Raw genomic sequence first — 25,216 nt, 5'->3', positions numbered from 1 at the left:
CTTTAAAAGACAGCCTGACCATATGATTCAACTGGAGCATCTTGATATAATTTCTCGATATTGTAATAATTTCTTTCGTCTTTGTGGAAAATATGAACTACAACATTGGCTAAATCAATAAGTACCCATCTTGCATCGTTATATCCTTCCATACGCTTTACATCAATATTTTGCTCATGAACAGCTTCTTTAACAGCTCTAGCAATAGATTGAACTTGACGTTCATTATTACCATGACACACAACAAAGTAGTCAGTCATATCACTGATACCTTGCATGTTAAGAGAAATTACATCTTCAGCTTTTTTGTTTTCTGTCGCTTCGACAGCAATATTTAATAATTCTTCTGAACTCATTTAATCATCCTTTATTCTTTCGTCACTATAATTATAATAATTCAAGCATGCAATCGTAGTGCCATATACCGTAATATCTTTACCAATTAAAAATAAAACTGTACGCTTAGAAATTTCATAAATTGTTTTATCTAAGCTACCTTGATTGTATGCCATATCTCTAATTTCTTCAACTCCGGGGGTCTTTCTGCCGGGTTCAATATAATCTGCAATAAAAATTAACTTCTCAGTTTTAGTCATTTGTTGACGACCAGTTGTGTGATATTTAATAGCTAATAAGACTTCTTCGTCCTTGATATGATAGTCATGTTCCATTATTGCAGCACACACTGGACCATGGAGGATTTCATTTCCGTAACTAAGTAAATCACTCTCTAACTCGCATTGTCTAACAATCTGATACATTTTACTTAAATCATCATATTTGCAATAATCATGCAGTACACCAGCCAATTCAGCTTTCTCTTTATCACCGTCATAAATCTCTGCTAATTTCACTGCTGTTTCTGCTACTCTTAAAGAATGATTATAGCGCTTTTCTGGTAGCTTATCTTTAACGAGTGCTTTAGCTTCATTTATATCCATAAAATCCTTCCTCCTGTATATACTTTTCTACCTTTTTAGGGACTAAAACTTGTATCGTTTGCTTATTTTTAATACGATTTCGTACCATAGATGAACTTATATCTATACGGGGAATTTTAATTGATATCATACCATTTTCTACTTCTTGATATGCCTTATCACGATTTACAATCACAAAGGTAATCATTTTCTTTAACTTTTCAATATTATACCACTGATCTAATTGCTCATATTGGTCTGTACCAATGACAAAGTAGAATTCATCATTAGGCTGTGATTGCTTTAATTCTGCTAAAGTATCATATGTGTAACTTTGGCCTTTTCTTTCTAACTCAGCCGTACAAATATTACCAAAGCCTAAATCTTCTATTACAAGCTCAATCATTTTCATTCGATAGGATGAATCTAGAAAATCATCATGTTCTTTCAAAGGTGCCATATAGCTCGGTAAAAAGTAGAACGCATCTGGCTGCAATTGATGATATATCTCACTAGCTACTACCATATGAGCGGTATGAATCGGGTTAAATTGACCGCCGTACAACACAATTTTAGCCATTAAGGTAACGTAATTTCTTTATTTTCTTCAGATTCTCTATACAGTACAATCATTGACCCGATTACTTGTACTAATTCACTTTTAGTCGCTTCACTTAGCGCTCTAGCTAATTCATTTTTATCGTCAAAATTATTTTGAAGCACATGAATTTTAATGAGTTCTCTATTCTCTAACGTTTCATCAATTTGATTAATCATATTTTCATTAATTCCACCTTTTCCTATTTGGAAAGTTGGATCTGTATTATGCGCTAAACTACGTAAATATCTTTTCTGTTTTCCAGTTAACATGATCTATCTCCTTTCAATTTATCTAGAACTGTCTGTTTCATCGTTTGGATATCAGGCATTTGATTCGTCCATATTTTAAAACTTTCAGCACCTTGATATACGAACATATCTAAACCATTATATATAGGATTGCCTTTATTTTCAGCTTCTTCTAAAATAGGAGTCTTATATGGAATATAGACAATATCACTAACAAGTGCATTTGTATTTAGATTTTTCAAATTTAAAACACTTTCTTTATTTTCAACCATACCCGCAGGTGTTGTATTAATAATAATATCAAATGCATCTAAATAGCTTTCTGCGTCCTCTAAGGAAATTGCATTAATATCAAGGTTCCAATCGTTAAAACGTGACATAGTACGATTAGCAACAGTTAATTTAGGATTCACAAATTTTACTAATTCATTTGCAATACCCTTACTTGCTCCGCCTGCGCCTAATATCAATATATAAGCACTTTCTAAATCATCATATACTTGTCTTAAACCTGTGACATAACCTATGCCATCAGTATTGTACCCTATCCATTTACCGTCTTTGATTAAAACAGTGTTAACGGCTCCAACAGTTTTGGATTGTTCATCTATTTCATCCAAATATGGTAGGATTCGTTCTTTATGTGGAATTGTGATATTAAATCCATTGAGCCCTTTTTCTGTAATGATTTCTTTAATCAAATGAAAATCTTCAATAGGTATATCTAATGCTTCATAAGTGTAATCTAATCCTAACTTAGAAAAGTTAGCATTATGCATTACAGGAGATAAAGAATGAGATATAGGATGTCCAATTACAGCAAATTTCATTCTTCTCACTCCTTTTATAAAATAGAATTTCTTAATATTACATCAACATTTTTAGGGACGCGTACAATCACTTTTGCACCTTCATCAATTGTAATGAAACCTAATCCTGAAATCATAACGTCACGTTTTGCTTTTCCTGTTTCAAGTCTAACGGCCTTTACATTATTTAAATCAAAGTTCTCAGCGTTATGCGGTGGCGTTAAAACTGAACCTAATTGTGATTTCCAAAGCTCATTTGCCTTTTCGGTTTTAGTTCTATGAATATTTAAATCATTAGAGAAGAAACATATTAAAGGTCTTTTACCTCCAGAAACATAATCAATTCTCGCTAAACCACCAAAGAATAGTGTTTGACCTTCATTTAATTGATACACACGTTGTTTAATTTCCTTTTTAGGCATAATGGTTTTTAATTCTTTTTCAGAAACATAATGTTTCATTTGATGTTCTTGAATAATTCCTGGTGTATCATACATAAATGTTGTTTCATCTAGTGGAATATCAATCATATCTAATGTTGTACCTGGGAAACGTGAAGTTGTTACGACGTCCTTTTCACCAACACTTATTTCGATCAATTTATTAATTAAGGTTGATTTACCTACATTCGTTGTTCCTACTATATAGACATCTTCATTGTTTCTATATTGATTAATCGATTGTAATAATTCTTCGATGCCCCAACCTTTGTCTGCAGAGATGAGCACTACATCTTCGGCTTCAAGGCCATACTTTCGAGCAGATTTCTTCAACCATTCTTTCACACGACGTTTATTAATTTGTTTAGGAAGAAGATCAAGTTTGTTTGCTGCTAAAATAATTTTTTTATTTCCAACAATTCGCTTAATCGCGTTAATGAATGATCCCTCGAAATCAAATACATCGACGACATTAACAACGATACCTTTTTGATCTGACAATCCTGTTAATAAATTTAAGAAGTCTTCACTATCCATTCCAACGTCTTGCACTTCGTTGTAATTCTTTAACCTAAAGCATCTTTGGCAAATGACATCTTCACGAAACATATTATGTTCAGGTACATATCCTGGTGCGTTTTTATCTTCAGATTGTAGCGGTGCACCACAACCAATACATTTTAGTGTTTCACTCAATCAATTTTCCTCCCATTTGATATAACCTTTTTTTCTGAAATGATTCAACAAACGTCTTTCGATGAGACGATTGAATTTCGTTATAAATCCATCTGTTCGTTTAACTGGAACGACCATGATAGTATAAAGTCCATTACGATTACCACCAAAAACATCAGTCAACATTTGATCTCCTATGACTACTGTCTCTTTTGCTTGAATATTCATTTGTTTGATGGCTTTTTTAAATGCTTTGCCCATAGGTTTTCGCGCCTTGAAAATGAAATCTACTTCTAAATCTTTAGAAAAACTAGATACACGTTCTTCATTATTATTTGAAACAATCGTTACAGTGATACCTAATTTTCGAGCTTTTGCAAACCATTCTTTAATTCTTTCGGTGGGTTCTTTGACATCCCAACCCACAAGTGTGTTATCCAAATCAGTTATAATACCTTTGACTCCATTACTAGCTAATTTCTCAATATCTATTTCAAACACAGATTGTACATATGCATTGGGCATAAATAAATTTTTAACAATTCCCATTTTATATTTTCACCTTTACTTTTTATAATGATTTAACTAATAATTCAACAGTTTCACTAGATGAAACTGCAGCTTTTCCTAAGAATTCTTCAAAAGAGATTTCTGCTTCTCCATTAGCTAAATCTGATACTGCTCGTGTCACAATAAATGGCACTTTAAATTGATAACATGTTTGAGCGATGGCAGTAGCTTCCATCTCAACTGCCATTGCTTTTGGAAATTGAGATTTAATTTTACGGCGTTGTTCAACACTTCCGATAAAACTATCACCACTAACAATTAAACCTACTTTGCCATTTAAATCTTGTTGTTTAAGTATGGATATCGTCTTATCTAATAACTTAGTACTAGATTCGTAATGCTTAGGCATTTGAGGAATTTGTCCATAATCATAGCCGAATGCAGTTGCGTCTGCATCATGATAGGTTACCGTATCACTTACAAGTACATCTCCTACCGATAAGCTTTCGTCTAATGCACCGGCCGATCCAGTATTTATGATAAGGTCTGGATTAAATTTTTCTATTAATAAAGTAGTAGAGATAGAAGCATTTACTTTGCCAATCCCACTTTGAGTTAATACTATGTCTTTATTGTTAAGCGTTCCTGTATAAAATTTTACATGAGCGACGTTAATTTCACTTAAGTCAACAATTTTATCTTTAAGAATTGTCACTTCTTCTTCCATTGCTCCGATAATACCTATCATTTCTTTTTACACCTCTTTTATAAAGTCCTAGCATTGGTATTTTATCACATTTTAAAAGTCATCACGATAGAGATAAATCATTTCTCAAATAGGATGTAGGGATAAAAGTGTTTAGGATTTGAGCAGAACCGAACGATGAGCAAAATTGTTTCTCAAATTTTGTCGAATTGTGAGTGTTACTGCCGAAAATCCTGCTTTTGGGACGCCGTTAATCGGTTTCCCAGTGCATAAAATATAAAGTTCCCAGTCTCTTCATTATTCATAAAAAAATACTCCACACCATAAAGATGTGAAGTATGTATATTATTAACCTTTCCAAAGGCTAGCTAAATCTTGTAGTGAAAAAATTCCTGTAATAATTGTTACGATAACTGCAACGATACCAAACACAAGCATCCAAGTTGGATGTTTATAATCACCAACGATTGATTTCTTACGACTTGCGATTAAAATGGCACCTAAAGTAATTGGTAAAATCCAACCGTTAATTGCGCCTGCAATAATTAATAAGCTAACAGGCTTACCGATAAATAAGAAAATCAATGTTGAAATGACGATAAATACAATTACAATTAAATTATTTTTATTGAATAAAGACTTATGTAGTGTCTTTAAAAATGTTGCACTTGTGTACGCTGAACCAATCACTGAAGACATTGCGGCAGCAAAAATAACTACACCGAAAATATTCTTACCAATTGGTCCTATTGCATGTTCAAATACTGATGCTGGTGGATTATCTGAACTTAATGTCACACCAGTCACGACTACACCTAACACTGCTAAGAAAAGTAAAGTTCTCATAATACCAGTTGTCAAAATTCCAGCAATAGCAGAACGATTGACGAATGGTAAAAATTCTTTCCCTTTCATGCCTGAATCGAGTAGTCTGTGTGCACCTGCAAATGTTATATAACCACCTACAGTTCCACCTACTAAAGTAATAATTGGTAAAATTAATTTAATAGGATGTTCTGGAGCAAAAGTATGAACTAATGCATCACCATACGGAGGGTTAGAAACAACCATAACATACGCAACGACTAAAATCATCACGACCCCTAAAATCATAGATACAACGTCCATAATCTTTTGACCACTTTTACTTATAAAAATTAAAATTGAGAAAATAGCAGTAATCGCTGCGCCCCATTTGATATCCAAGCCAAACATTGCGTTTAGACCTAGACCTGCACCTGCAATATTACCTATATTAAATGCTAATCCACCAAATGCAATTAAAATGGAAATAATGGTTCCTAGACCTGGAACAACTTTATTTGAAACTTCCTGTCCGCGTAACCCAGTAACTACAAGTACGCGCCAAATATTAATTTGAGCCCCTATATCAATTAATATTGAAATTAAAATTGCAAATGCGAAACTCGCATAAAATTCTGCAGTAAATACGGCTGTTTGGGTAAGGAAAGCAGGGCCGATTGCTGAAGTGGCCATTAAAAATACTGAACCGTATAATAAACGTCTATGACTTTTATTAAATTTGAATTCTTTTTTTGTCTGATTCGTGTCTTGCTTAGTACTTTGTTTTAAATTTTCTCCCATCGCTGGTACCCCCTATAAGGATTGAATATCAATGCCTTCTTTCGTTAATTTTTTTCTAATTTGAGTTACAAACTCTAGTGCGTGTTCGCCATCACCGTGTACACAAATGGTATCTGCTTTTAAGTCTATCTCTTTGCCATTTTTACTAATGACTTTGTTTTCGGTTACCATTTTTAATACTTGTTGTAGTGCTTCATCTGTATTACTAATCGTTGCATCTGGCTCTTTTCGACTTACAAGTTGTCCGTCATCTTCGTAACGTCTATCTGCGAAAACTTCTGAAGCCACTTTTAAACCAACTGCTTCAGCTTCAGTAATTAATAACGTATTAGATAAACCTACAAATACAAGTTCTGAATCAAAATCGTAGACCGCTTGTGCAATGGCATGTGCGATTTTAGAATCTCTTGCACCCATTTGATAAAGTGCGCCATGAGGTTTCACATGATTTATTTTCACACCATGAACCTTGCAAAAGCCATTTAGAGCGCCTAATTGGTAAATAACTAAATTATAGATTTCTTTTGGAGCAATATCCATTGTTCGGCGCCCAAATCCTTGTAAATCTGGTAACCCTGGGTGTGCGCCTATACCAATATTATTTTCCTTCGCGAGTTGAATCGTTTCGTTCATTACATTTTCATCACCAGCGTGAAATCCACAAGCAATATTTGCTGATGTAATTAAAGGAATAATATCCTTATCTCCGCCAAATGAATAATTACCAAAAGCTTCACCTAAATCACAATTCAAATCAATTTGCATTATAGTTCCACCCCTTTAATAATTTGGTGTTTCTCTAAGAATTTAATATCTACATCTCTTGCATCGCCCTCAGCATACAATGGATAACTTAATACTGCATATAAGAAATCCGCTGTAGTTGTAAATCCTTCGATAACCATCTCATCTAGAGCCACTTTTAATTTATTAATTGCTGTTTGTCTATTTGAGTCTTTTACAATGACTTTAGCAACTAAAGAATCATAATACGGTGAGACCTGATATCCAGAATATAATAAAGAATCAACTCGAATATTAAAACCTTGTGGTAAATGTAATTTTTTTACTTTACCAGGCGTAGGTTGGAATTTCTTTTCAGGATTTTCCGCATTAATACGTGCTTCAATAACGTGACCATTAAAGACAATATCTTCTTGTTGGAATGGTAATTCATCATGTTGCAATAAGTAAAGTTGAGCTTGTAATAAATCTCTATCAGCACGCATTTCAGTAACGGTATGTTCAACTTGTATACGCGCATTCATTTCTATGAAATAGTGTGCGTCTTCCGTAACTAGAAATTCAATGGTTCCTGCGCTTCGATAATTTGATGCTCTAGCTACTTTAACAGCGTCGTTACATATTTGCTCTCTTCTTTCTTCAGATAGAGCAGAACATGGTGATTCTTCAATAAGTTTTTGATTTTTACGTTGAACTGAACAATCACGTTCACCTAAATGGACATAATTATCTTTTCCATCGCCAATGACTTGAACTTCAACGTGTTTCGCAACTGGTATAAAGGCTTCTACATAGACACGATCATCGTTAAAATATTTTTGTCCTTCACTTTTAGCTTCTTTTAAAGATTTCTCCAACTGTTCCGGTTCTTTAACGATTCGAATACCTTTACCGCCGCCCCCACTAGCAGCTTTAAGAACGACGGGATAACCTATATCTTCAGCGAGTTCTTTAATTTCTTCAACATTTTGAACTTCATCAGTTGAACCAGGAATGACTGGGACACCAGCTGCATCAACAGTTTGACGTGCTGTGATTTTATCTCCCATCAATTCCATCGTTTTCTTGTTCGGTCCGATAAAGTGGATGTCATTATCTTCAACAGCTTCTGCAAACGTAGTTGATTCAGATAAGAAACCATAACCAGGATGAATCGCATTTGCACCAGTCACTTCTGCAGCGGAAATAATGCGATCAATATTTAAATAACTATCTAGAGGGTTAGCTTCGCCGATACATATGGCTTGATCTGCTAAACTTACGTGTAGACTATCTTCATCGCCTTTCGCATAGATAGCAACAGTTTCAATCTTCATTTCTCTGCACGCTCGGATAATCCTTACGGCAATTTCCCCTCTGTTTGCAATCAAACAACGATACATAAGTTCATACCCCCTTACTTCACTTTAACTAGTACTTGATCATATTCGACATTTGTACCATGTTCAACTACGATTTCAGAAACCTCTCCACTTACATCACTTGTTACTTCGTTCATTACTTTCATTGCTTCGATGTAACCAATCACATCACCTTCATTAACTTGGTCGCCCACTTTAATTTGAGGATCAGTTAATTCTTTACTGTCTTGTAAAAAGAATGTACCTACCATTGTAGATTTGATTTCTTTAGCATCTGATGATGATTGGCTTTCAGCTTGTGAAGATGATGGTTGTGCATTTGTATTTTCACCAGCTTGTACACTAGGCGCCCCGGCTACAGCTTGTGTAGCAGTACCTTCAGTAAAATCAAGTTCGATTTCGTTTTCAAAATCTTTATATTTAAATTTTTTAACATCATTTGATTTTACTAGATTTATAATTTCTTCAATTCTATCTAAATTCATTTTTAATTATCCTCCTTGATAAGTGATGCTAATTTTTTAGAAGTAGCTCTCACATTATCTAAATTAAATAGTGGTTGTTCTGTAACATTTTTAATTAATTCTTTAAAAGTCTGCTCGAATTCTTGTAATTGTTGTGTTGCTTCTTCTACTGATATCCATTCAAAGTGGATTGTTTCACCAGGTTTAAGTTGCGCTAACTTTTTCAAATCGAGCAGTGTCACAGTAGCAATTTTAGTGTATCCGCCTACAGTTTGTTTATCATTTAAGAGAATGATAGGATTACCGTCATTAGGAACTTGAATACTTCCCAAAGCAACAGGTTCAGAAATGATATCAGCTGTCTCCTTAGGAGCGACAGATGGCCCATTTAATCTGTATCCCATACGATCAGATTGGTCAGAAATTTTAAATTCTGATTCAACAAATGTCGTTACTGCTTCTTCTGAAAATGAATTAAACTGTGGGCCTTTAATCACATGAATGACATTATCTTCTGGTAAGGCTTGATAATCTACAGCTTTACCTAAATTTTCTTTAAAATATTCATTGGATTGAGTAGGAATAACATCATCTTTTTTTAGCGCACGACCTTGAAAACCACCTAGTCCACTTCTCGTATGTGTAGAGTAACTATCAGCAATTTTCTCTATGTTTAATGGATTACCAAAAACAAGATAGCCTCTTGCGCCCTCACTAATCTGGCCGATTTCCAACACATCATTTTGTTTTACCTCATAAACGGCTTGAGTGTCTATAGGTTTGTCATTTAATTTTGCGTTTGATGTGCCACCAATAATAGTAAACGTGTTATCCCTTAAAAAGTGTATTTTAGGTCCTATTACTGTATATTCAATTGCTGGACCTTCGTTGCCAATAAGTGTTTGTGCGACTTTCAAACTGTATTGGTCTAGTGCACCAGCTCCTGAAAAACCTAAATCCTGATAACCTATTCGTCCTTCGTCTTGAATCGTTGTAAATAAGCCAGGTTGTAATATTTTAATACTCATCTTGATATGTCACCCACTTATCTATATCAAAATTTCCATTACGGATGTCCTCAGAAAGTTGATCGTATTCTTCTTGATCGATTTCATAAAACTGAATGTAATCACCGGCCTCATACATTGTCATAGGTTCTCGATTTAAATCAAAAACTTTTAATGGTGTACGTCCAATGATTTGCCATCCACCAGGAGAGTCCATAGGATAAAGACCTGTTTGATTGTTGGCAATGCCTACTGATCCAGCTTCAATTTTAAGTCTTGGTTCTGAACGTCTAGGTGTATGCAATTTCTTATCTAGTCCTCCTAGATATGGAAAGCCAGGCATAAAGCCTAGCATGTATATGAGATACGGTTGCTGAGTATGTATTTGTACAACTTCTTTCTCAGATAATTGATTATGTTCTGCAACTTCTTCTAAATCAGGACCATAATCATTTCCATAAAGTACAGGTATTTTAATAATACGTTGATGACTTTGATGTCCATCATCTTTATTTTGTAAACGGTTAAGTTCTAAATTTTCTAACAATTCATTTCCTTTGATTTTTGTATTATCAAAATAAATAAGAATTGCTCGATAAGATGGAATAATTTCAGTTATTTCAGGATGTGATTGTTCTTTTATGTATTCGACTGTTGCTCGAACTTGCTCATATGTTTGTTCACTTATTTCATTATTGAAATATATCATTACAGTTTGTTCGTTGATTAATTGTGTTTCCAACTTTAAAATCCCTCCCCTTTGAAATTTTTAAGGATTTATTTGCTGTAACTATTTAATTGTATCATTGCATTAGAAGATTTGCTTAATAATTAATTCAAATAGTTTGTAATAACCAATAATAATTTGAATTAAAGCATTTTTACTTTGCCAAAATATTGCATCTTCATATCAAAAAAATTACTAATTTTTATTTAATCATACATATTATTTTTTGTCATCGCATATATGCTTAATGACAAAAGTATTTTATCCTATCATTTTTTAAATAAACTTCTTTATATTTACGAAAGTACCTTTTAAGATAAAATTCCATCAATAATACTATAAAAAATGAGCGAAGACATGAAAGTTCATTCTTAAGAATCGATACCATGTCCCCGCTCTAATAATAAGGATAATTAATATTGAAATAAGTTAATCTCAATACAATTTTTGTTAAATTTTCTTATCTATATACTGTTCATTATTTAATATCAACGATTTTAACGTTGATTTCTCCACCATTTGGTAGTGGCACGCGTACTTCATCATTTAAACCTTTACCAATAAGCGCATTTGCCATTGGAGATTCATTAGAAATTTTACCTTTAAAGGCATCTGCTTCAGCAGAACCTACAATTTGGTAACTTTCTTCTTCATCGCCTGGGAGCTCGATGAAAGTAACCGTTTTACCAATTTGAACAACATTGTTATCACCGTTATCTTCAATGATAAGCGCATTTCTAATCATGTGCTCAATACGTTGGATATCTTGTTCGATGAAACCTTGTTCGTCTTTAGCTGCATCATACTCAGAGTTCTCTGATAAGTCACCGAAAGAACGAGCAACTTTAATTTTTTCTACTACTTCAGGTCTTTTAACTGTCTTTAATTCTTCTAATTCTTGTTCAAGTTGTTCATAACCCTCTTGAGTCATTGGATATTGTTTTTGGTTTTCCATAATGTCATCTTCCTTTACTATTAAGTTACTATTTTTTGCTAACGAGTGATTGAATTTTTGTAGTCATAATATCTATTGCGACCTTATTACTTCCACCTTCAGGAATAATAATATCTGCATGTTTTTTCGTTGGTTCGATAAATTGTTCATGCATAGGTCTGACCACATTTAAATATTGATTAATGACAGATTCCATAGATCGACCTCGCTCTTTTGTATCACGAGTTAATCTACGTAAAATTCTTAAATCTGCGTCTGTATCAACATAAATTTTTACATCCATCATATCTCGTAAAGTTTTGTTTTCTAAAGCAAAGATACCTTCTACGATAATAACATCTTTTGGTTCAAATGCAATCGTTTCCTTACTTCGTGTATGATTTGCATAATCATAAGTAGGTACTTCTACTGCTATACCATTTCGTAAATCTTTAAGATTCTGAATAAGTAAATCATTATCGAATGCAAATGGATGATCATAGTTCGTCTCAAGTCTTTCTTCAAAAGTTAAATGAGACTGGTCTTTATAATAGTAATCTTGGGCTAAAAGTGCAACACTATGCCCCTCTAATTCCTTCATGATTTCATTTGTGACCGTTGTTTTGCCGGAACCAGAACCGCCAGCAATACCTATAATAGTAGTTTGATTCATACTAGCCGATTTCCTTTCTCATCATGTTATTTGTATAAATAGGTTGATCGACTTTAATTTGAACAATTTGTAATGGGTGTCTAGCAGCATCTAAACTATTACCTTCCTCATCATAAATTGCTTCAACAACTTGTTTAAAACTTTCAATTTCTGGACCAAAAAATTCTATTTCTTGGCCTGGTTTAAAGTGATTTCGTTGTTGAATTGTCGCTAGTTGAGTTTGTTCGTCATAATCAAGTACAAGTCCACAGAAGTCGTATGCTGATTTCTTAGATTGTGCTTCACCAAACATTTGCTCTTCATACCCAGGCGTACCTTGGAAGAATGCTGGAGCGGTATCACGGTTCGCACATTTTTCTAGTTCTTTGAGCCACTCTGGTTTAATTTTGAAGTTTTGTGGATCTTCCGCATATGCATCTATAACTTTACGATACACTGAAACGACTGTTGCAATATAATGGATAGATTTCATTCGACCTTCGATTTTTAAAGAATCGATGCCAAGTTCCATCATTTGTGGTATAGATTCTATTAATTTTAAATCTTTAGGACTCATAGCAAATGGAATCACGTCGCCATCTTCATAATACAAATCAAGTTCACCGTCATCATCCACTTGTAGCAAATCATAATCCCAACGACAACTTTGACAACAACCGCCACGGTTTGAATCACGCGCTGTCATATGGTTACTTAATGTGCAACGACCTGAATATGCTATACACATTGCTCCATGAATGAAAGCTTCTATCTCAATATCAACTTTCTCTTTCATCTCTTTCATTTCCATTGCGCCTGTTTCTCGGGCTAATACGACACGGTCTAGCCCTTCTTCTTTCCAAAATTCAACTGCCTTGTAGTTTGAAAGTGATTGTTGTGTTGATAGATGAATTTCTAAACGGGGTGCGACTTCTTTACATGTTTCAATAATAAGTGGATCAGCAACAATAATTCCAGTTGCGCCAGTAGCATCTAATTCACGTAGATAATCTTCTAAACCGTCAATATTCTCATCATGTGCAATTATATTGGTAGTCACGTAAATTTTAGCACCATAACGGTTCGCAAAAGCCACACCTTCTGCAATTTCTTCCATAGTGAAATTATCTGCATTTGAGCGTAAACCGTACTCTTGACCACCTAGAAATACTGCGTCAGCACCATAGTGTACAGCAATTTTAAGTTTCTCTAAGTTACCAGCTGGTGCGAGTAATTCCGGCTTTTTCATTTTGGTTTTTGAACTTGATTGAACTTCTTCTAAAGTTTTCATTTGTAATGATAAGCCTCCCTAATATACCGTTTGTTTATATAAGAAACCTTCGTCAAATGGACGATGTTCAGGTTGAATCTCCTTAATAGGATCAACTAACATGAATTTTTCATCGTCATAAGATTCTGGATCTTCGTTATATAAATCAATAGCTTCTCTATATTGTTCTGTAACCACATTGATATACGCTTCACTTTGTAAAACACCATCAATTTTAAACGCATCAATACCTGCTTCAAAGAATGGTTCTAATTCTTCAATTAAGCATATATCATTTGGAGACATAATGTGCGTACCATTATAATCCTCGAATACAGGATATTTATTGTCGCGTTCTTCATCATATAGTAGTAAATCTTTCTGCGATTCGTTACGTTGAATTTTCATCTGTCTATCTTGAAAAGTATAATAATTACCTAGAAGCATGCGTTTAGATTGGAACATACATGTCATTCCATGCACTTGTACTTCTATTTCAACATTGGCATTTTCTTTAATATTGATGATTTCATCTAAACTCAATTCTCTAGCGAGTACCGCTCTTGATGCGCTCTTCTTACCCCAATAATTACATTGGAAATAGTTAGTCACAAGTGTTTCAGCATCCCAATGAAGAGGGATCGGATGAGCTTGCTTTTTAACAAACATCACGACAGCAGGATCTCCAAATATAATTCGGTCTACACCTATGTCATGTAAAAATTGTATGTAGTCTTCTAAAGCATCCAAATGATAATTATGGAAAAGCCCATTAACAGCAGCGTAAACTTTCTTATTGTGATGATGCGCGAGTTGAACAGCTTCTTTCATCATCTCTCGATTAAATTCTCCCGGAAGTCTTAAACCAAATTTTTGTTCACCAATAACAAATGCGTCTGCACCTTTCTCTATTAGTGTTTCCATATGAGTTATTGACTTAGGAGTAACTAATAATTCAACCATAGTCATTCTCCTTTAATTGATATTGCCAAACCATCGTCCATATTTAAAAAGTTCGTCGTATATCCTGATTGATTCATTAACCATTGATTATATTGTTGTACCTTTTTAACCATTTGTCGTACATTTCTTGACCGTACGATATCAATATTTGAAACAAATCCATGATATAACACATTGTCAGTTACTACGAGCCCACCTTTTCTTAATAAAGGCGTGTATAACTCGAAAAATTTTTTTGATTGTGCTTTTGCAGCATCAATAAATATCATATCATATAGTCTATCACTAACACTGTCATACATTTCGAGTGCATCACCTTCAATTAATCTAATTTGTTCTTCATAATGATATTCTTGAAAATGATGTCTCGCTTGTGCCAGCATATCTTCGTTGCGTTCAATTGTAGTGACCTCTATATCACTAGCCACTGAAGCAAATTGCATAGAACTATAACCGATAGCTGTACCGATTTCTAAAATTTGTTTAGTATGATTCATACGAATTAATTGTTTAATCATATCTAAAGTGAGTTTGTCTACAATCGGAACTTGATTGTCTTCAGCGTAAGATCTTAAATTCTCAATATTTGTATCTAATCTTTGATGTAATTGAGTTAAATAATCTTGGTTTAAATCCATTTAAAATAACTTCCTTTACAGTGATGACTACAATGATTTGTAGACATAAAATAAATCAGTCGAACATTGATTATATCTTAATCAATAAGTGTGACTGATTTCTAGAATGGTGCTTCTATATCTTTCATATTAGAAGTAAATAATCGTTTCATAGAAATTAACTTTACATATTTTACCATAAATTACTCACAAATATAAGAGTTAAATAAGTATTAAGGGAGTAAGACAAAAATATCATTCAGCTAGAATTATTTTCGTTGACCTAACGCTTCAAGGATAACGAATTGAATATAAAAAGAGCAGTAAGAGAATTTCAAATTGAAACCATCTTACTGCTATCATTTTCAGGGGATAATCTCCCCAGCTGTGCTACCATTTAAATCAATTATTCATTGATTTCTGTATTAACTACCTCTTCGATCATATCCCATTCCTCATCTGTTTCGATCGGTACTAATTTACCGCCATCTCCAGATTCGTCAGGTTCGTTAATCATTGGTACAAGTTCAATCATATCGTCTTCGTCTGATTGTGCACCTTCTTCAGCTAATACAACATATTCTTTTTTGAATTCAGGATGATAAAATTCTAACATTTTACGATATAAAACTTCATTGCCATCTTCATCGAATAAAGTTAATAATTCTTCCTCGTTGTTAATGTTTAAATCAGAATCATGATTGTGTTCATGGTTATGGTTATGTTCAGTCATTTTTTATATCTCCTTTATTGGATAGAGTCTAAATAGCCTTGTAATATAAACACAGCTGCCATTTTATCTATTACTTTTTTACGTTTTTGTCTAGAAACATCCGCTTCTAAAAGCGAGCGTTCAGCAGCCATTGTGCTTAATCGTTCATCCCACATAATTATTTCTATGGATGGTAAGGCTTCTTGAAGCTTCTCCTTGTATTGTAACGAAGCCTCACCACGAAATCCAATAGAATTATTCATATTCTTTGGTAAACCGATGACGACGGTGCCTACTTGGTTATCTTGAATAATTTCTACTAACTTTTCTATACCTAATTCATTTTGTTCTTCGTTGATTCGGAGTGTGTCTAAACCTTGGGCAGTCCATCCCATTAGGTCACTTATAGCAATGCCAACAGTTTTGCTTCCCACGTCTAAGCCAATAATTTTATGTTTTAACATATTTATTGGTCAGACTCTTTTAAATAATAAGAGACAAGCTCTTCCATAATAACATCTCTATCAATATGGCGAATTTGGTTTCTTGCTTCATTTTGGCGTGGAATGTAAGCCGGATCACCAGAAAGCAAATAACCTACTATTTGATTTACGGCATTATATCCTCTTTCTTCCAATGTACGGTGTACATTTTTAAGTACTGCTTTGACATCTTCTTTCGGAATTTCTTCATAGTCAAATTTCATTGTTTTATCAAAATTTTCCATACGTGACACTCCTTTTTATGCGTATTATCATTCATTATAATTCTACAATATTATGAAATTAAGTTATAGATTTTTAATATAATCTTTAATAAAGCGTAATGCTTCTGTTATCTTCTCAGGTTGAGTGCCACCACCTTGAGCCATGTCAGGGCGTCCGCCACCTTTTCCTCCTACTACTGGTGCCATATGTTTAATTAAGTCGCCAGCTTTAACTTGATCAGTTAATGACTTAGGCACAGTTGCGATGATTGAAACTTTACCATCAACATTACTTGCTAATACGATAATCGCATCTTGTAATTTAGATTTGAAATCATCCATCGTTGAGCGAATTGCTTTTGCATTAGGAACGTCTACTTCAGTTGCTAACACTTTTAAATCATTGATAGTTTCTACTTGGTCCTCGATATTACCCATTTTAAGAGAAGTAATTTCTTTATTACGTTGTTCTAGTTGTTTTAGTAAGTTCTTCTCTTCTTCTTGTAACTGAGTAATCTTGCCAACAACTTGATCATCTGATTTAACTTTAACATTATTTTTAATTGTATTGAATTTAGATTGTATGTCTTCAAGGTATAAGAATGCTGATTTGCCAGTAAGTGCTTCAATACGTCTTACGCCTGCGCCAGTACCAGACTCACTTACTATTTTGAAAAGGCCTATTTCAGAGGTATTGTTTACATGTATACCTCCACATAATTCAATTGAAAATGGTGCCATGTTAACTACACGTACGATGTCGCCATATTTTTCCCCAAATAAAGCCATTGCACCCATTGATTTCGCTTCATCAATGCCCATTTCTTGTATGCGCACATCTATGCCTCTCCAAATTTCTTCATTCACTCTTCGTTCAACTTGATCGATTTCTTCTTGAGACATTGGACCAAAGTGTGAAAAGTCAAAACGTAATCGGTCAGCTTCTACTAATGAACCTGCTTGGTTGACATGATCTCCTAATACTTCTTTTAATGCTTGATGTAATAAGTGTGTGGCACTATGGTTCTTTTGAATAGCGCGACGTTCATCTTTATTGACACTTGCATCTACTTCTGCACCAACTGTAGCTTGTCCAAATTGTACTGTACCTTTGTGAAGATTTTGTCCATTAGGTGCTTTAGTCACTTCAGTAACTGCAATTTCAAAATTCTCATTCCCTACCGTACCTTCATCGGCAACTTGACCACCACTTACCGCATAGAACGGCGTTTCTTTTAAAATAAAGTAAACTGTTTCACCCGCTTCAACTGATTCAACTTCTTCACCATTGTAAATAAGATGTGTGATAGTTGATTGATAATCAGTTGTTTCGTATCCGACGAATGTACTATCATCTGTAATGTTTTTAAGCACTTCACTTTGAATTTGCATTGATTGAGAATTTTGACGTGCTTGTCTTGCACGATCTCTTTGTTGTTGCATTTCATTTTCAAATGTAGCCATATCAACAGTTAATCCTTCTTGAGTGGCTAATTCTTCGGTTAATTCAACTGGGAAGCCATACGTATCATATAATTTGAAAGCATCTTCACCTTTAATCTCATGATTATCTTTCTTAGCTTTCTCGATGAATTGATTTAAAATCGCTAAGCCTTCTTCAAGCGTCTCATGGAATCGTTCTTCCTCAGATTTAATTACGCGTTTAATGAAATCCGCTTTTTCTTTTACATTTGGATAATATGGTTCCATAATCTCAGCTACAATATCTACGAGTTTATACATGAATGGTTCATTAATACCTAATGACTGGCTAAATCTTACGGCACGACGTAATAAACGACGTAATACGTAACCTCGACCTTCATTTGCAGGTAATGCACCATCTGCAATCGCAAAGGCAATCGTTCTAATATGATCAGCGATTACTTTAAATGCAACATCTTGTTCATCGACTTCTAAGTATTTTTTACCTGAAATGTTTTCTACTTCGTTAATGATCGGCATAAATAGGTCAGTTTCGTAATTTGTTCTTACGTTTTGTGAGATTGAAGCCATACGTTCTAATCCCATGCCGGTATCAATATTTTTATTTGGAAGTGGTGTATACGTATGATCTTTATTATGGTTAAATTCACTAAATACTAAATTCCATACTTCTAAATATCTTTCGTTTTCTCCGCCTGGATACATCTCTTCTTCTGGATCGTTTTGACCATAAGCTTCGCCACGATCATAGAAGATTTCAGTATTCGGTCCTGAAGGTCCTTCACCTATATCCCAGAAGTTCCCTTCAATTCGAATAATACGACTTTCTTCTAATCCGATATCTTCATTCCAAATTTTATATGCACCTGTATCTTCAGGATGAATCGTTACATATAATTTTTCAGGTTCCATACCCATCCATTTATCACTAGTTAAGAATTCCCATGCAAATTCTATCGCTTCTTGTTTAAAGTAATCTCCAATTGAGAAGTTCCCTAACATTTCAAAGAAAGTATGGTGACGTGCTGTGAAACCTACATTTTCAATGTCATTCGTACGAATTGCTTTTTGAGAATTGACGATTCTTGGTTTTCTTGGAGTTTCACGTCCATCAAAGTATTTCTTTAAGGTTGCCACACCTGAATTAATCCATAGTAATGAATCATCATCAATAGGTACTAATGGTGCAGAAGGTTCGACCATGTGACCTTTTTCAACGAAGAAATCTAAATATTTTTGTCTAATTTCACTTGCTTTTAAATTTTTCATTTAAAAAACACTCCCTTTTGGAATTTAGTATTTTGAAAAATAAAAGTATCAATTCAAAACGTAAATGTAGTACATCAATGAAAATAAAAACGTTCATCCACAAAGGGACGAACGTTCTCGCGGTACCACCCTAGTTATAAGGAATTTCGACAATACCAATCATTTAATAAAATGATGTGTATAATCGAATTACTTATCACTTATAGTTACGTATTCAAACTAACATAAAGTAGCGTTCAGTAACTTAGATTGCACTTCTCACCAACCAGTGCATCTCTATCAATCTCAAAGTCACTTACTCATCTCTATGTGAACTTAAGTATATTTTATTTATTTTCGTTAAGAATGTCAACGCTCTGCAAAGTCGTAAGGTGTCATTTCTCCCATATTTATCATTGGGTCTATTTTAAATATCGTCGATTCACTTAATATTATATCTTTTTGAGATTCATCTATGATCGCTTGTTCTTGTTCATCCAACGTTTCATTGTTGATGATTTTATTTTCAGTAGTTAAAATGTCAGCTGATTCATTATCAACTTGATGATTACCAAAATAAGAGGTAAGCAAGCCATTTAATTGTGTTAAACGTTCTTGGCCTTTCGTGTTCAAGCCAATTTCAAATGCTTGGGGATCACCCAGTAACACAAGCGATTGCTTAGCACGTGTTAAACCTGTGTATAGAATTGGGCGCTGTAACATTCGGAAATATTGTTTAACAATAGGCATAATAACAATTGGGAATTCAGAACCTTGCGATTTATGAATTGATGTACAATAGGCGTGGGTTAATTCTAGTAAATCTTGTCGTGTGAACGTAATTTCGTTCCCTTCGAAATCCACGACTAAGACATCTTTATTTAGAGCATTCTCTTTTGCCCAGAAAATGCCTACAATTACACCAATATCCCCGTTGAAAATATTATCGTTCGGTCGATTCACTAATTGAAGTACTTTATCGCCTTTTCTGAAAACAACATCACCAAATTCAATTTCACGACTATCATCCTTTTTAGGATTTAAAATCGATTGTAATACTTGGTTAAGGCGTTTAATACCAGCATTCCCTTTATACATTGGCGCAAGGACTTGGATATCACTCATATTATAACCTTTACTCACTGCACTCTGAACAACTTTATCTACGACATCAGGTATCTGGTCAGAGGTGCAGTTAATAAAACTACGATCGTGAAACCGTTGAGTAATATCTATGGGCTCACCCATCTTCATCCGATGCGCTAAATCGATAATACTTGAGCCATCTTGTTGACGGTATACCTCAGTTAAATTGACACGGGGGATTGTTTTAGAATCAATAAGATCTTTGAATACTTGACCTGGGCCGACTGAAGGAAGCTGATCTTCATCTCCAACAAATATGATTTGTGCATCTAATGGAACTGCGCTTAAAAATTGATGGAAAAGCCACGTATCAACCATAGACATTTCATCTATAATGATTAATCGTGCATTAATTTCATTGTCTAAAATATCTTCAGGTTGTGTCTCTTGATTCCATCCAATAAGTCTATGAATCGTCATCGCTTCAAGACCTGTCGATTCTTGAAGTCGTTTGGACGCACGTCCGGTTGGAGCAGCTAATACCACAGGGTAATCATCTTCATTATAGTCGTCATAATCTAGGGATAAACCATGAATTTCTGCATAAAGTTCAACAATCCCTTTGATAACAGTCGTTTTACCTGTACCTGGACCACCCGTTAGAAGCATTACTTTCGAATTCATTGCTGTTTCAAGTGCTTCTTTTTGTGATGCGGCATAATTTACTTTATTGTACGATTCTATTTCTCCAATATGCATTTGGAGATCAGATTGTTCGATTTCTTTTAATTTTGTTGTGTTTGTCTTAATTCGATATAAATTTTGGACACTTTTCAGTTCGGAATAATATAAGCTTGGAATGGATACTTGTTCATCACTCAGAATTAATTTTTTCTCTTCAGAAAGTTGCAATATCATTTCTTCAAGTGTTTCTCTAGCAATAGTTACATCAGTACCATCGTTTAACATCTCTTGTGTCGGATCAATGACATATGAATTAGGAAGATATGTGTGTCCCTGTTTGATACATTCTTCTTCAAGTATATATAACAAACCCGCTTTCAAACGTTCAGGTGAATTCGCAGCAATACCAATATTACGTGCAAGTTGGTCAGCTTTATTAAACCCGATTCCTTTAATATCATAAACGAGTTGATAAGGATTTTCGTCCAAAATTTTAAGCGTATCACTCATATAGAATTGATAGATAGCCATCGACAGTTTTGGACCGAAACCTAAATCATGTAATCGAATCATAATTTTCTCAGATTCTTGATTTGCACTAATTTGTTCAGCAATTTGCTGTTGCTTTTTCTTAGGCAAACTCGGCACCTTTTGCAAAATTTCAGGATGATTTAATATATCATTAATTGCGTTCTCACCTAATGCATTAACGATATTCTGTGCCGTTTTTTTACCGATGCCTTTAAATAAATCACTAGATAAATAACTCACAATGGCATCTTTTGTTTGAGGCAATTCCTTTTCAAAGGTTTCAGCTTTTAATTGTTTACCATACCGTGGATGCTCTACAACTTGCCCTTTAAAGGTGTACACGTCTCCTTCAACTACATTTGGAAGAAACCCTACAACTGTTGGCATACTATCAAATGATTCATTTGTTTCAATAGTGTCTACTTTAAGAACTGTATAGAAGTTATCATTATTTTGAAATAATATAGCATCTACTGTGCCTTTGATCATTGAATAATCAAATAGTGTAGGGTCAGACATGTTACTCCTCCTCTTTCATTGTTTTAAAGGTTTTTAATGCGTGTTGACTTAATAAATGTTGGTCATCAATGGCAACTGCTTGTTCAAAATAAGCAATTGCTTCATCTATATCTTCATTCTTCATATAACTTGCTAAGCCAAGATTATAAATGGCGTCAACATGTTTAGCATCGATATTTAACACGTGTTTCAATTGATTAATTGCTTGGTCGAACATTTCAAGATGACATAAAGTTAAACCATATTGAAATTGAATTTCCGCGTCATTATTTTCATCTTTCTCTGCTGCTGTCATTAAGAAAGGTAACGCCTCTTTAAAGGCTTCTAATTGATTAAATGACATGCCAATCATGTAATTACAATCTACTACTGTTGTTACGTTATTCTTCAGTGCTGTTTGATATAATTTAATCGCTTCTTTATAGCGTCCTTCATTGTAATACACATTAGCTAGGTTATAATAGACAGCTCCGTTTGACGGATCAATCGTTATTGCCTTTTGGAAGAATCGTTCTGCTTTTTCTATTTCTCCCGCGTCTGATAAGACAATTCCTGCATTAATATAATTTTCAACCGCATCAGGATTTTCTTCGATATTTTCAAATAATGCTTTTAAAGCATCCTCAAGCTGTCCATTCTTTATGTATTGATAAATTGTATTCTGCTCATGCATTCTCCGTACCTCATTTCTAAATGATTATAACATGTTTTAAAATGAAAAACCGTTAACCCAAAGATAAAAATCTTGTGAATTAACGGTATTCATACTTTAAACTACATAACTTAATTGACCTTCGTTCTTATATACATCATCGATAGTTGCGCCACCTAAACAAACTTCTCCATTATAAAATACGACTGCTTGTCCTGGTGTGATTGCACGTACAGGTTGATCAAATGTAACGCGTATTGAATTTTCATTTTCACGTTGCACAAACACTTTCGTGTCCTTTTGACGATAACGGAATTTCGCAGTACATTCGAATCCTTGTTCTAAATTAATTTCTCCTTCATTAACAAATGAATAATCTGATGCTACAAGATAATCACTATATAACGCATCATGATGGAATCCTTGTTCAACATAAAGCACATTGTCATCTAAGTTTTTACCAACAACAAACCACGGATCGCCATCACCGCCAATACCTAGTCCATGACGTTGTCCAATGGTATAGTACATTAAACCACTATGTTGCCCCATCTTTTTACCATCTAGCGTTACCATATCTCCTGATTGCGCAGGTAAATATTGAGATAAGAATTCTTTAAAGTTTCTTTCTCCTATGAAACAAATACCCGTAGAATCTTTCTTTTTAGCTGTTGCTAAATCTTGTTCTTCAGCAATTCGACGTACTTCACTTTTTTCAATATCACCAATTGGGAACATAACTTTGGATAGTTGTTCTTGAGACAATTGATTCAAGAAATAAGTTTGATCTTTATTATTATCTACGCCTCGCAACATTTCAACATGTCCATCTTCGTGACGACGAATGCGTGCATAATGGCCTGTTGCTACATAATCAGCGCCTAATTTCAATGCATGTTCTAGGAATGCTTTGAATTTAATTTCTTTATTACACATCACATCTGGATTTGGTGTTCGACCTTTTTTATATTCATCTAAGAAATATGTGAAGACTTTATCCCAATATTCTTCTTCAAAATTAACAGCATAATAAGGTATGCCAATTTGGTTACATACAGCGATGACATCGTTGTAATCTTCAGTTGCAGTACATACACCATTTTCGTCTGTGTCGTCCCAATTCTTCATGAAAATTCCAATAACATCGTAACCTTGTTCTTTTAAAAGATAGGCCGTTACTGAACTATCAACGCCACCTGACATACCGACAACTACTCGTATATCTTCATTAGACACTATGATTCCTCCTTAAATTTATGATAAATTTTATGAATTTCAGCTACTATATATTTAATTTGTTGTTCAGTCATTTCTTCATTAAAGCTAAATCTCACAGAATGTTTCGCACGTTCTTCATCTTCGAACATTGCAGCAAGTACATGTGATGGCGTTGTTGACCCAGCTGTACATGCAGAGCCAGAAGAGACATAAACATTTGCTAAATCTAGTAATGTTAACATTGTTTCCACATCGATAAATGGAAAATAGAGATTTAAAATATGCCCTGTTGAATCTGTCATTGAACCATTCAATTCAAATGGAATGGCACGTTCTTGTAGACTCACTAAGAATAATTCTTTTAGATTCATCAAATGAACGTTGTTCGCATCTCGATTCCGAACGGCTAATTCTAAAGCTTTAGTAAGGCCTACAATTTGAGGTACATTTTCTGTACCTGCGCGACGTTTAGTCTCTTGTTCTCCGCCTAACTGATTAAATTCTATTGGCGTGTTTTCTTTAACTAGTAAGATACCGGCACCTTTAGGTCCACCAAATTTATGACCTGTGATACTCATAGTGTCTATTTTAAAGTCATGAAAGTCTATATCTAAATGTCCGATTGCTTGCACTGCGTCAACATGGAATAACGCATTAGAATCGGCAATAATATCTTCAATATCATACATATTTTGTACTGTTCCAATTTCATTATTTACAAACATAATAGACACTAAAATCGTTTTATCAGTAATCGTATCGCGTAATTGATCTAAATCAACAGCCCCTGTATCATCAACATCTAAATACGTTACGTCATAACCTTCACGTTCAAGTTGTTCAAATACATGTAACACAGAATGATGTTCAATTTTAGAAGTAATGATATGATTTCCTAACTGTTCATTGGCTTTAACTAATCCTTTGATTGCAGTATTATTTGATTCCGTTGCGCCACTTGTGAAAATCACTTCACTCGGTTTAGCACCTACTAATTGTGCGACTTTACGACGCGACTGGTCTAGATATTTTCTAGCATCTCTACCTATTAAGTGAATAGAAGATGGATTACCATAATGATTCTTATAAATTTCCATCATTGCATCAACGACTTCAGGTTTCACTGGTGTGGTCGCGGCATAATCTGCATAAACTTCCATG

27 protein-coding genes are annotated in these 25,216 nt (G+C 34.2%); all 27 read right to left on the bottom strand.

Going from position 1 to position 25,216, the window contains the following annotated elements; genetic code table 11:
- Positions 1-2: 2 nt before the first annotated feature.
- Positions 3-356 carry a ribosome silencing factor gene (rsfS, locus tag JMUB898_RS06440; protein WP_002443183.1) on the bottom strand — a complete coding sequence of 118 codons (354 nt, stop codon included), beginning with the start codon at positions 354-356 and terminating at the stop codon, positions 3-5.
- Positions 357-941 (bottom strand): bis(5'-nucleosyl)-tetraphosphatase (symmetrical) YqeK, encoded by a 585-nt coding sequence (gene yqeK, locus JMUB898_RS06435; RefSeq protein ID WP_002443185.1) that lies wholly within the window; start codon positions 939-941, stop codon positions 357-359.
- A complete protein-coding gene (locus tag JMUB898_RS06430) occupies positions 928-1,500 on the bottom strand; it encodes a nicotinate-nucleotide adenylyltransferase (RefSeq protein WP_002443187.1) in 573 nt (190 codons plus the stop codon). Before JMUB898_RS06430 ends, yqeK begins: the two co-directional genes overlap by 14 nt.
- Entirely contained in the window at positions 1,500-1,790 is a 291-nt protein-coding gene (yhbY, locus tag JMUB898_RS06425) for a ribosome assembly RNA-binding protein YhbY (RefSeq protein WP_002443189.1), read from the bottom strand. The genes JMUB898_RS06430 and yhbY overlap by 1 nt, the downstream gene beginning before the upstream one ends.
- Positions 1,784-2,599 (bottom strand): shikimate dehydrogenase, encoded by an 816-nt coding sequence (gene aroE, locus JMUB898_RS06420; RefSeq protein ID WP_126501954.1) that lies wholly within the window; start codon positions 2,597-2,599, stop codon positions 1,784-1,786. The genes yhbY and aroE overlap by 7 nt, the downstream gene beginning before the upstream one ends.
- Positions 2,600-2,613: 14 nt before the next feature.
- A complete protein-coding gene (gene yqeH, locus JMUB898_RS06415; RefSeq protein ID WP_126501953.1) occupies positions 2,614-3,714 on the bottom strand; it encodes a ribosome biogenesis GTPase YqeH in 1,101 nt (366 codons plus the stop codon).
- Positions 3,715-4,242, bottom strand: coding sequence for a YqeG family HAD IIIA-type phosphatase (locus JMUB898_RS06410; protein WP_044466731.1), 528 nt, complete (start codon positions 4,240-4,242; stop codon positions 3,715-3,717). It abuts the gene before it with no gap.
- Between the two features lie 22 nt (positions 4,243-4,264).
- Positions 4,265-4,951 (bottom strand): 5'-methylthioadenosine/S-adenosylhomocysteine nucleosidase, encoded by a 687-nt coding sequence (gene mtnN / locus JMUB898_RS06405; protein ID WP_002443198.1) that lies wholly within the window; start codon positions 4,949-4,951, stop codon positions 4,265-4,267.
- Positions 4,952-5,257: 306 nt separating this feature from the next.
- Positions 5,258-6,514: an NRAMP family divalent metal transporter gene (locus tag JMUB898_RS06400; RefSeq protein WP_002443200.1), complete on the bottom strand. Its 1,257-nt coding sequence runs from the start codon at positions 6,512-6,514 to the stop codon at positions 5,258-5,260.
- Between the two features lie 12 nt (positions 6,515-6,526).
- A complete protein-coding gene (pxpA, locus tag JMUB898_RS06395; RefSeq protein WP_002443202.1) occupies positions 6,527-7,279 on the bottom strand; it encodes a 5-oxoprolinase subunit PxpA in 753 nt (250 codons plus the stop codon).
- Positions 7,279-8,640, bottom strand: coding sequence for an acetyl-CoA carboxylase biotin carboxylase subunit (locus JMUB898_RS06390; RefSeq protein ID WP_002443203.1), 1,362 nt, complete (start codon positions 8,638-8,640; stop codon positions 7,279-7,281). The genes pxpA and JMUB898_RS06390 overlap by 1 nt, the downstream gene beginning before the upstream one ends.
- A 14-nt stretch (positions 8,641-8,654) precedes the next feature.
- The gene (locus JMUB898_RS06385; RefSeq protein WP_002443205.1) at positions 8,655-9,104 is read right to left on the bottom strand and encodes an acetyl-CoA carboxylase biotin carboxyl carrier protein; all 450 of its coding nucleotides are present in this window, start codon (positions 9,102-9,104) and stop codon (positions 8,655-8,657) included.
- A 2-nt stretch (positions 9,105-9,106) separates the two neighbouring features.
- Entirely contained in the window at positions 9,107-10,111 is a 1,005-nt protein-coding gene (locus tag JMUB898_RS06380; RefSeq protein ID WP_002443207.1) for a 5-oxoprolinase subunit C family protein, read from the bottom strand.
- Positions 10,101-10,832 carry a 5-oxoprolinase subunit PxpB gene (pxpB, locus tag JMUB898_RS06375; RefSeq protein WP_002443209.1) on the bottom strand — a complete coding sequence of 244 codons (732 nt, stop codon included), beginning with the start codon at positions 10,830-10,832 and terminating at the stop codon, positions 10,101-10,103. Before pxpB ends, JMUB898_RS06380 begins: the two co-directional genes overlap by 11 nt.
- 463 nt (positions 10,833-11,295) lie before the next feature.
- The gene (gene greA / locus JMUB898_RS06370) at positions 11,296-11,772 is read right to left on the bottom strand and encodes a transcription elongation factor GreA (protein ID WP_002443210.1); all 477 of its coding nucleotides are present in this window, start codon (positions 11,770-11,772) and stop codon (positions 11,296-11,298) included.
- Between the two features lie 28 nt (positions 11,773-11,800).
- A complete protein-coding gene (gene udk, locus JMUB898_RS06365) occupies positions 11,801-12,424 on the bottom strand; it encodes a uridine kinase (RefSeq protein WP_002443212.1) in 624 nt (207 codons plus the stop codon).
- A 1-nt stretch (position 12,425) separates the two neighbouring features.
- Positions 12,426-13,694: a peptidase U32 family protein gene (locus JMUB898_RS06360; protein WP_002443213.1), complete on the bottom strand. Its 1,269-nt coding sequence runs from the start codon at positions 13,692-13,694 to the stop codon at positions 12,426-12,428.
- Between the two features lie 18 nt (positions 13,695-13,712).
- Positions 13,713-14,636: a peptidase U32 family protein gene (locus JMUB898_RS06355; protein WP_126501952.1), complete on the bottom strand. Its 924-nt coding sequence runs from the start codon at positions 14,634-14,636 to the stop codon at positions 13,713-13,715.
- A gap of 2 nt (positions 14,637-14,638) precedes the next feature.
- On the bottom strand, positions 14,639-15,274 hold the full coding sequence (locus JMUB898_RS06350) for an O-methyltransferase (RefSeq protein WP_002443215.1): 636 nt from the start codon (positions 15,272-15,274) through the stop codon (positions 14,639-14,641).
- Between the two features lie 385 nt (positions 15,275-15,659).
- Entirely contained in the window at positions 15,660-15,986 is a 327-nt protein-coding gene (locus JMUB898_RS06345; RefSeq protein ID WP_002443216.1) for a DUF1292 domain-containing protein, read from the bottom strand.
- A gap of 14 nt (positions 15,987-16,000) precedes the next feature.
- Positions 16,001-16,429: a Holliday junction resolvase RuvX gene (gene ruvX, locus JMUB898_RS06340; protein ID WP_002443217.1), complete on the bottom strand. Its 429-nt coding sequence runs from the start codon at positions 16,427-16,429 to the stop codon at positions 16,001-16,003.
- A 2-nt stretch (positions 16,430-16,431) separates the two neighbouring features.
- Positions 16,432-16,692: an IreB family regulatory phosphoprotein gene (locus tag JMUB898_RS06335; protein ID WP_002443220.1), complete on the bottom strand. Its 261-nt coding sequence runs from the start codon at positions 16,690-16,692 to the stop codon at positions 16,432-16,434.
- 63 nt (positions 16,693-16,755) lie between these two features.
- A complete protein-coding gene (gene alaS / locus JMUB898_RS06330; protein ID WP_044466734.1) occupies positions 16,756-19,386 on the bottom strand; it encodes an alanine--tRNA ligase in 2,631 nt (876 codons plus the stop codon).
- A 348-nt stretch (positions 19,387-19,734) separates the two neighbouring features.
- Positions 19,735-22,185 (bottom strand): SF1B family DNA helicase RecD2, encoded by a 2,451-nt coding sequence (gene recD2 / locus JMUB898_RS06325; RefSeq protein ID WP_044466735.1) that lies wholly within the window; start codon positions 22,183-22,185, stop codon positions 19,735-19,737.
- A 1-nt stretch (position 22,186) separates the two neighbouring features.
- Complete coding sequence (locus JMUB898_RS06320) at positions 22,187-22,858, bottom strand: tetratricopeptide repeat protein (protein ID WP_044466736.1); 672 nt, start codon at positions 22,856-22,858, stop codon at positions 22,187-22,189.
- A 96-nt stretch (positions 22,859-22,954) separates the two neighbouring features.
- Entirely contained in the window at positions 22,955-24,073 is a 1,119-nt protein-coding gene (gene mnmA, locus JMUB898_RS06315) for a tRNA 2-thiouridine(34) synthase MnmA (protein ID WP_002443227.1), read from the bottom strand.
- Positions 24,073-25,215 carry a cysteine desulfurase family protein gene (locus tag JMUB898_RS06310; protein ID WP_002443229.1) on the bottom strand — a complete coding sequence of 381 codons (1,143 nt, stop codon included), beginning with the start codon at positions 25,213-25,215 and terminating at the stop codon, positions 24,073-24,075. Before JMUB898_RS06310 ends, mnmA begins: the two co-directional genes overlap by 1 nt.
- Between the last annotated feature and the right edge of the window lies 1 nt (position 25,216).

Source organism: Staphylococcus caprae (assembly GCF_003966625.1).
Lineage (GTDB): Bacteria > Bacillota > Bacilli > Staphylococcales > Staphylococcaceae > Staphylococcus > Staphylococcus caprae.
Note: the sequence above shows the minus strand (reverse complement) of the source record. Positions and strands in the feature narration are given on the sequence as shown.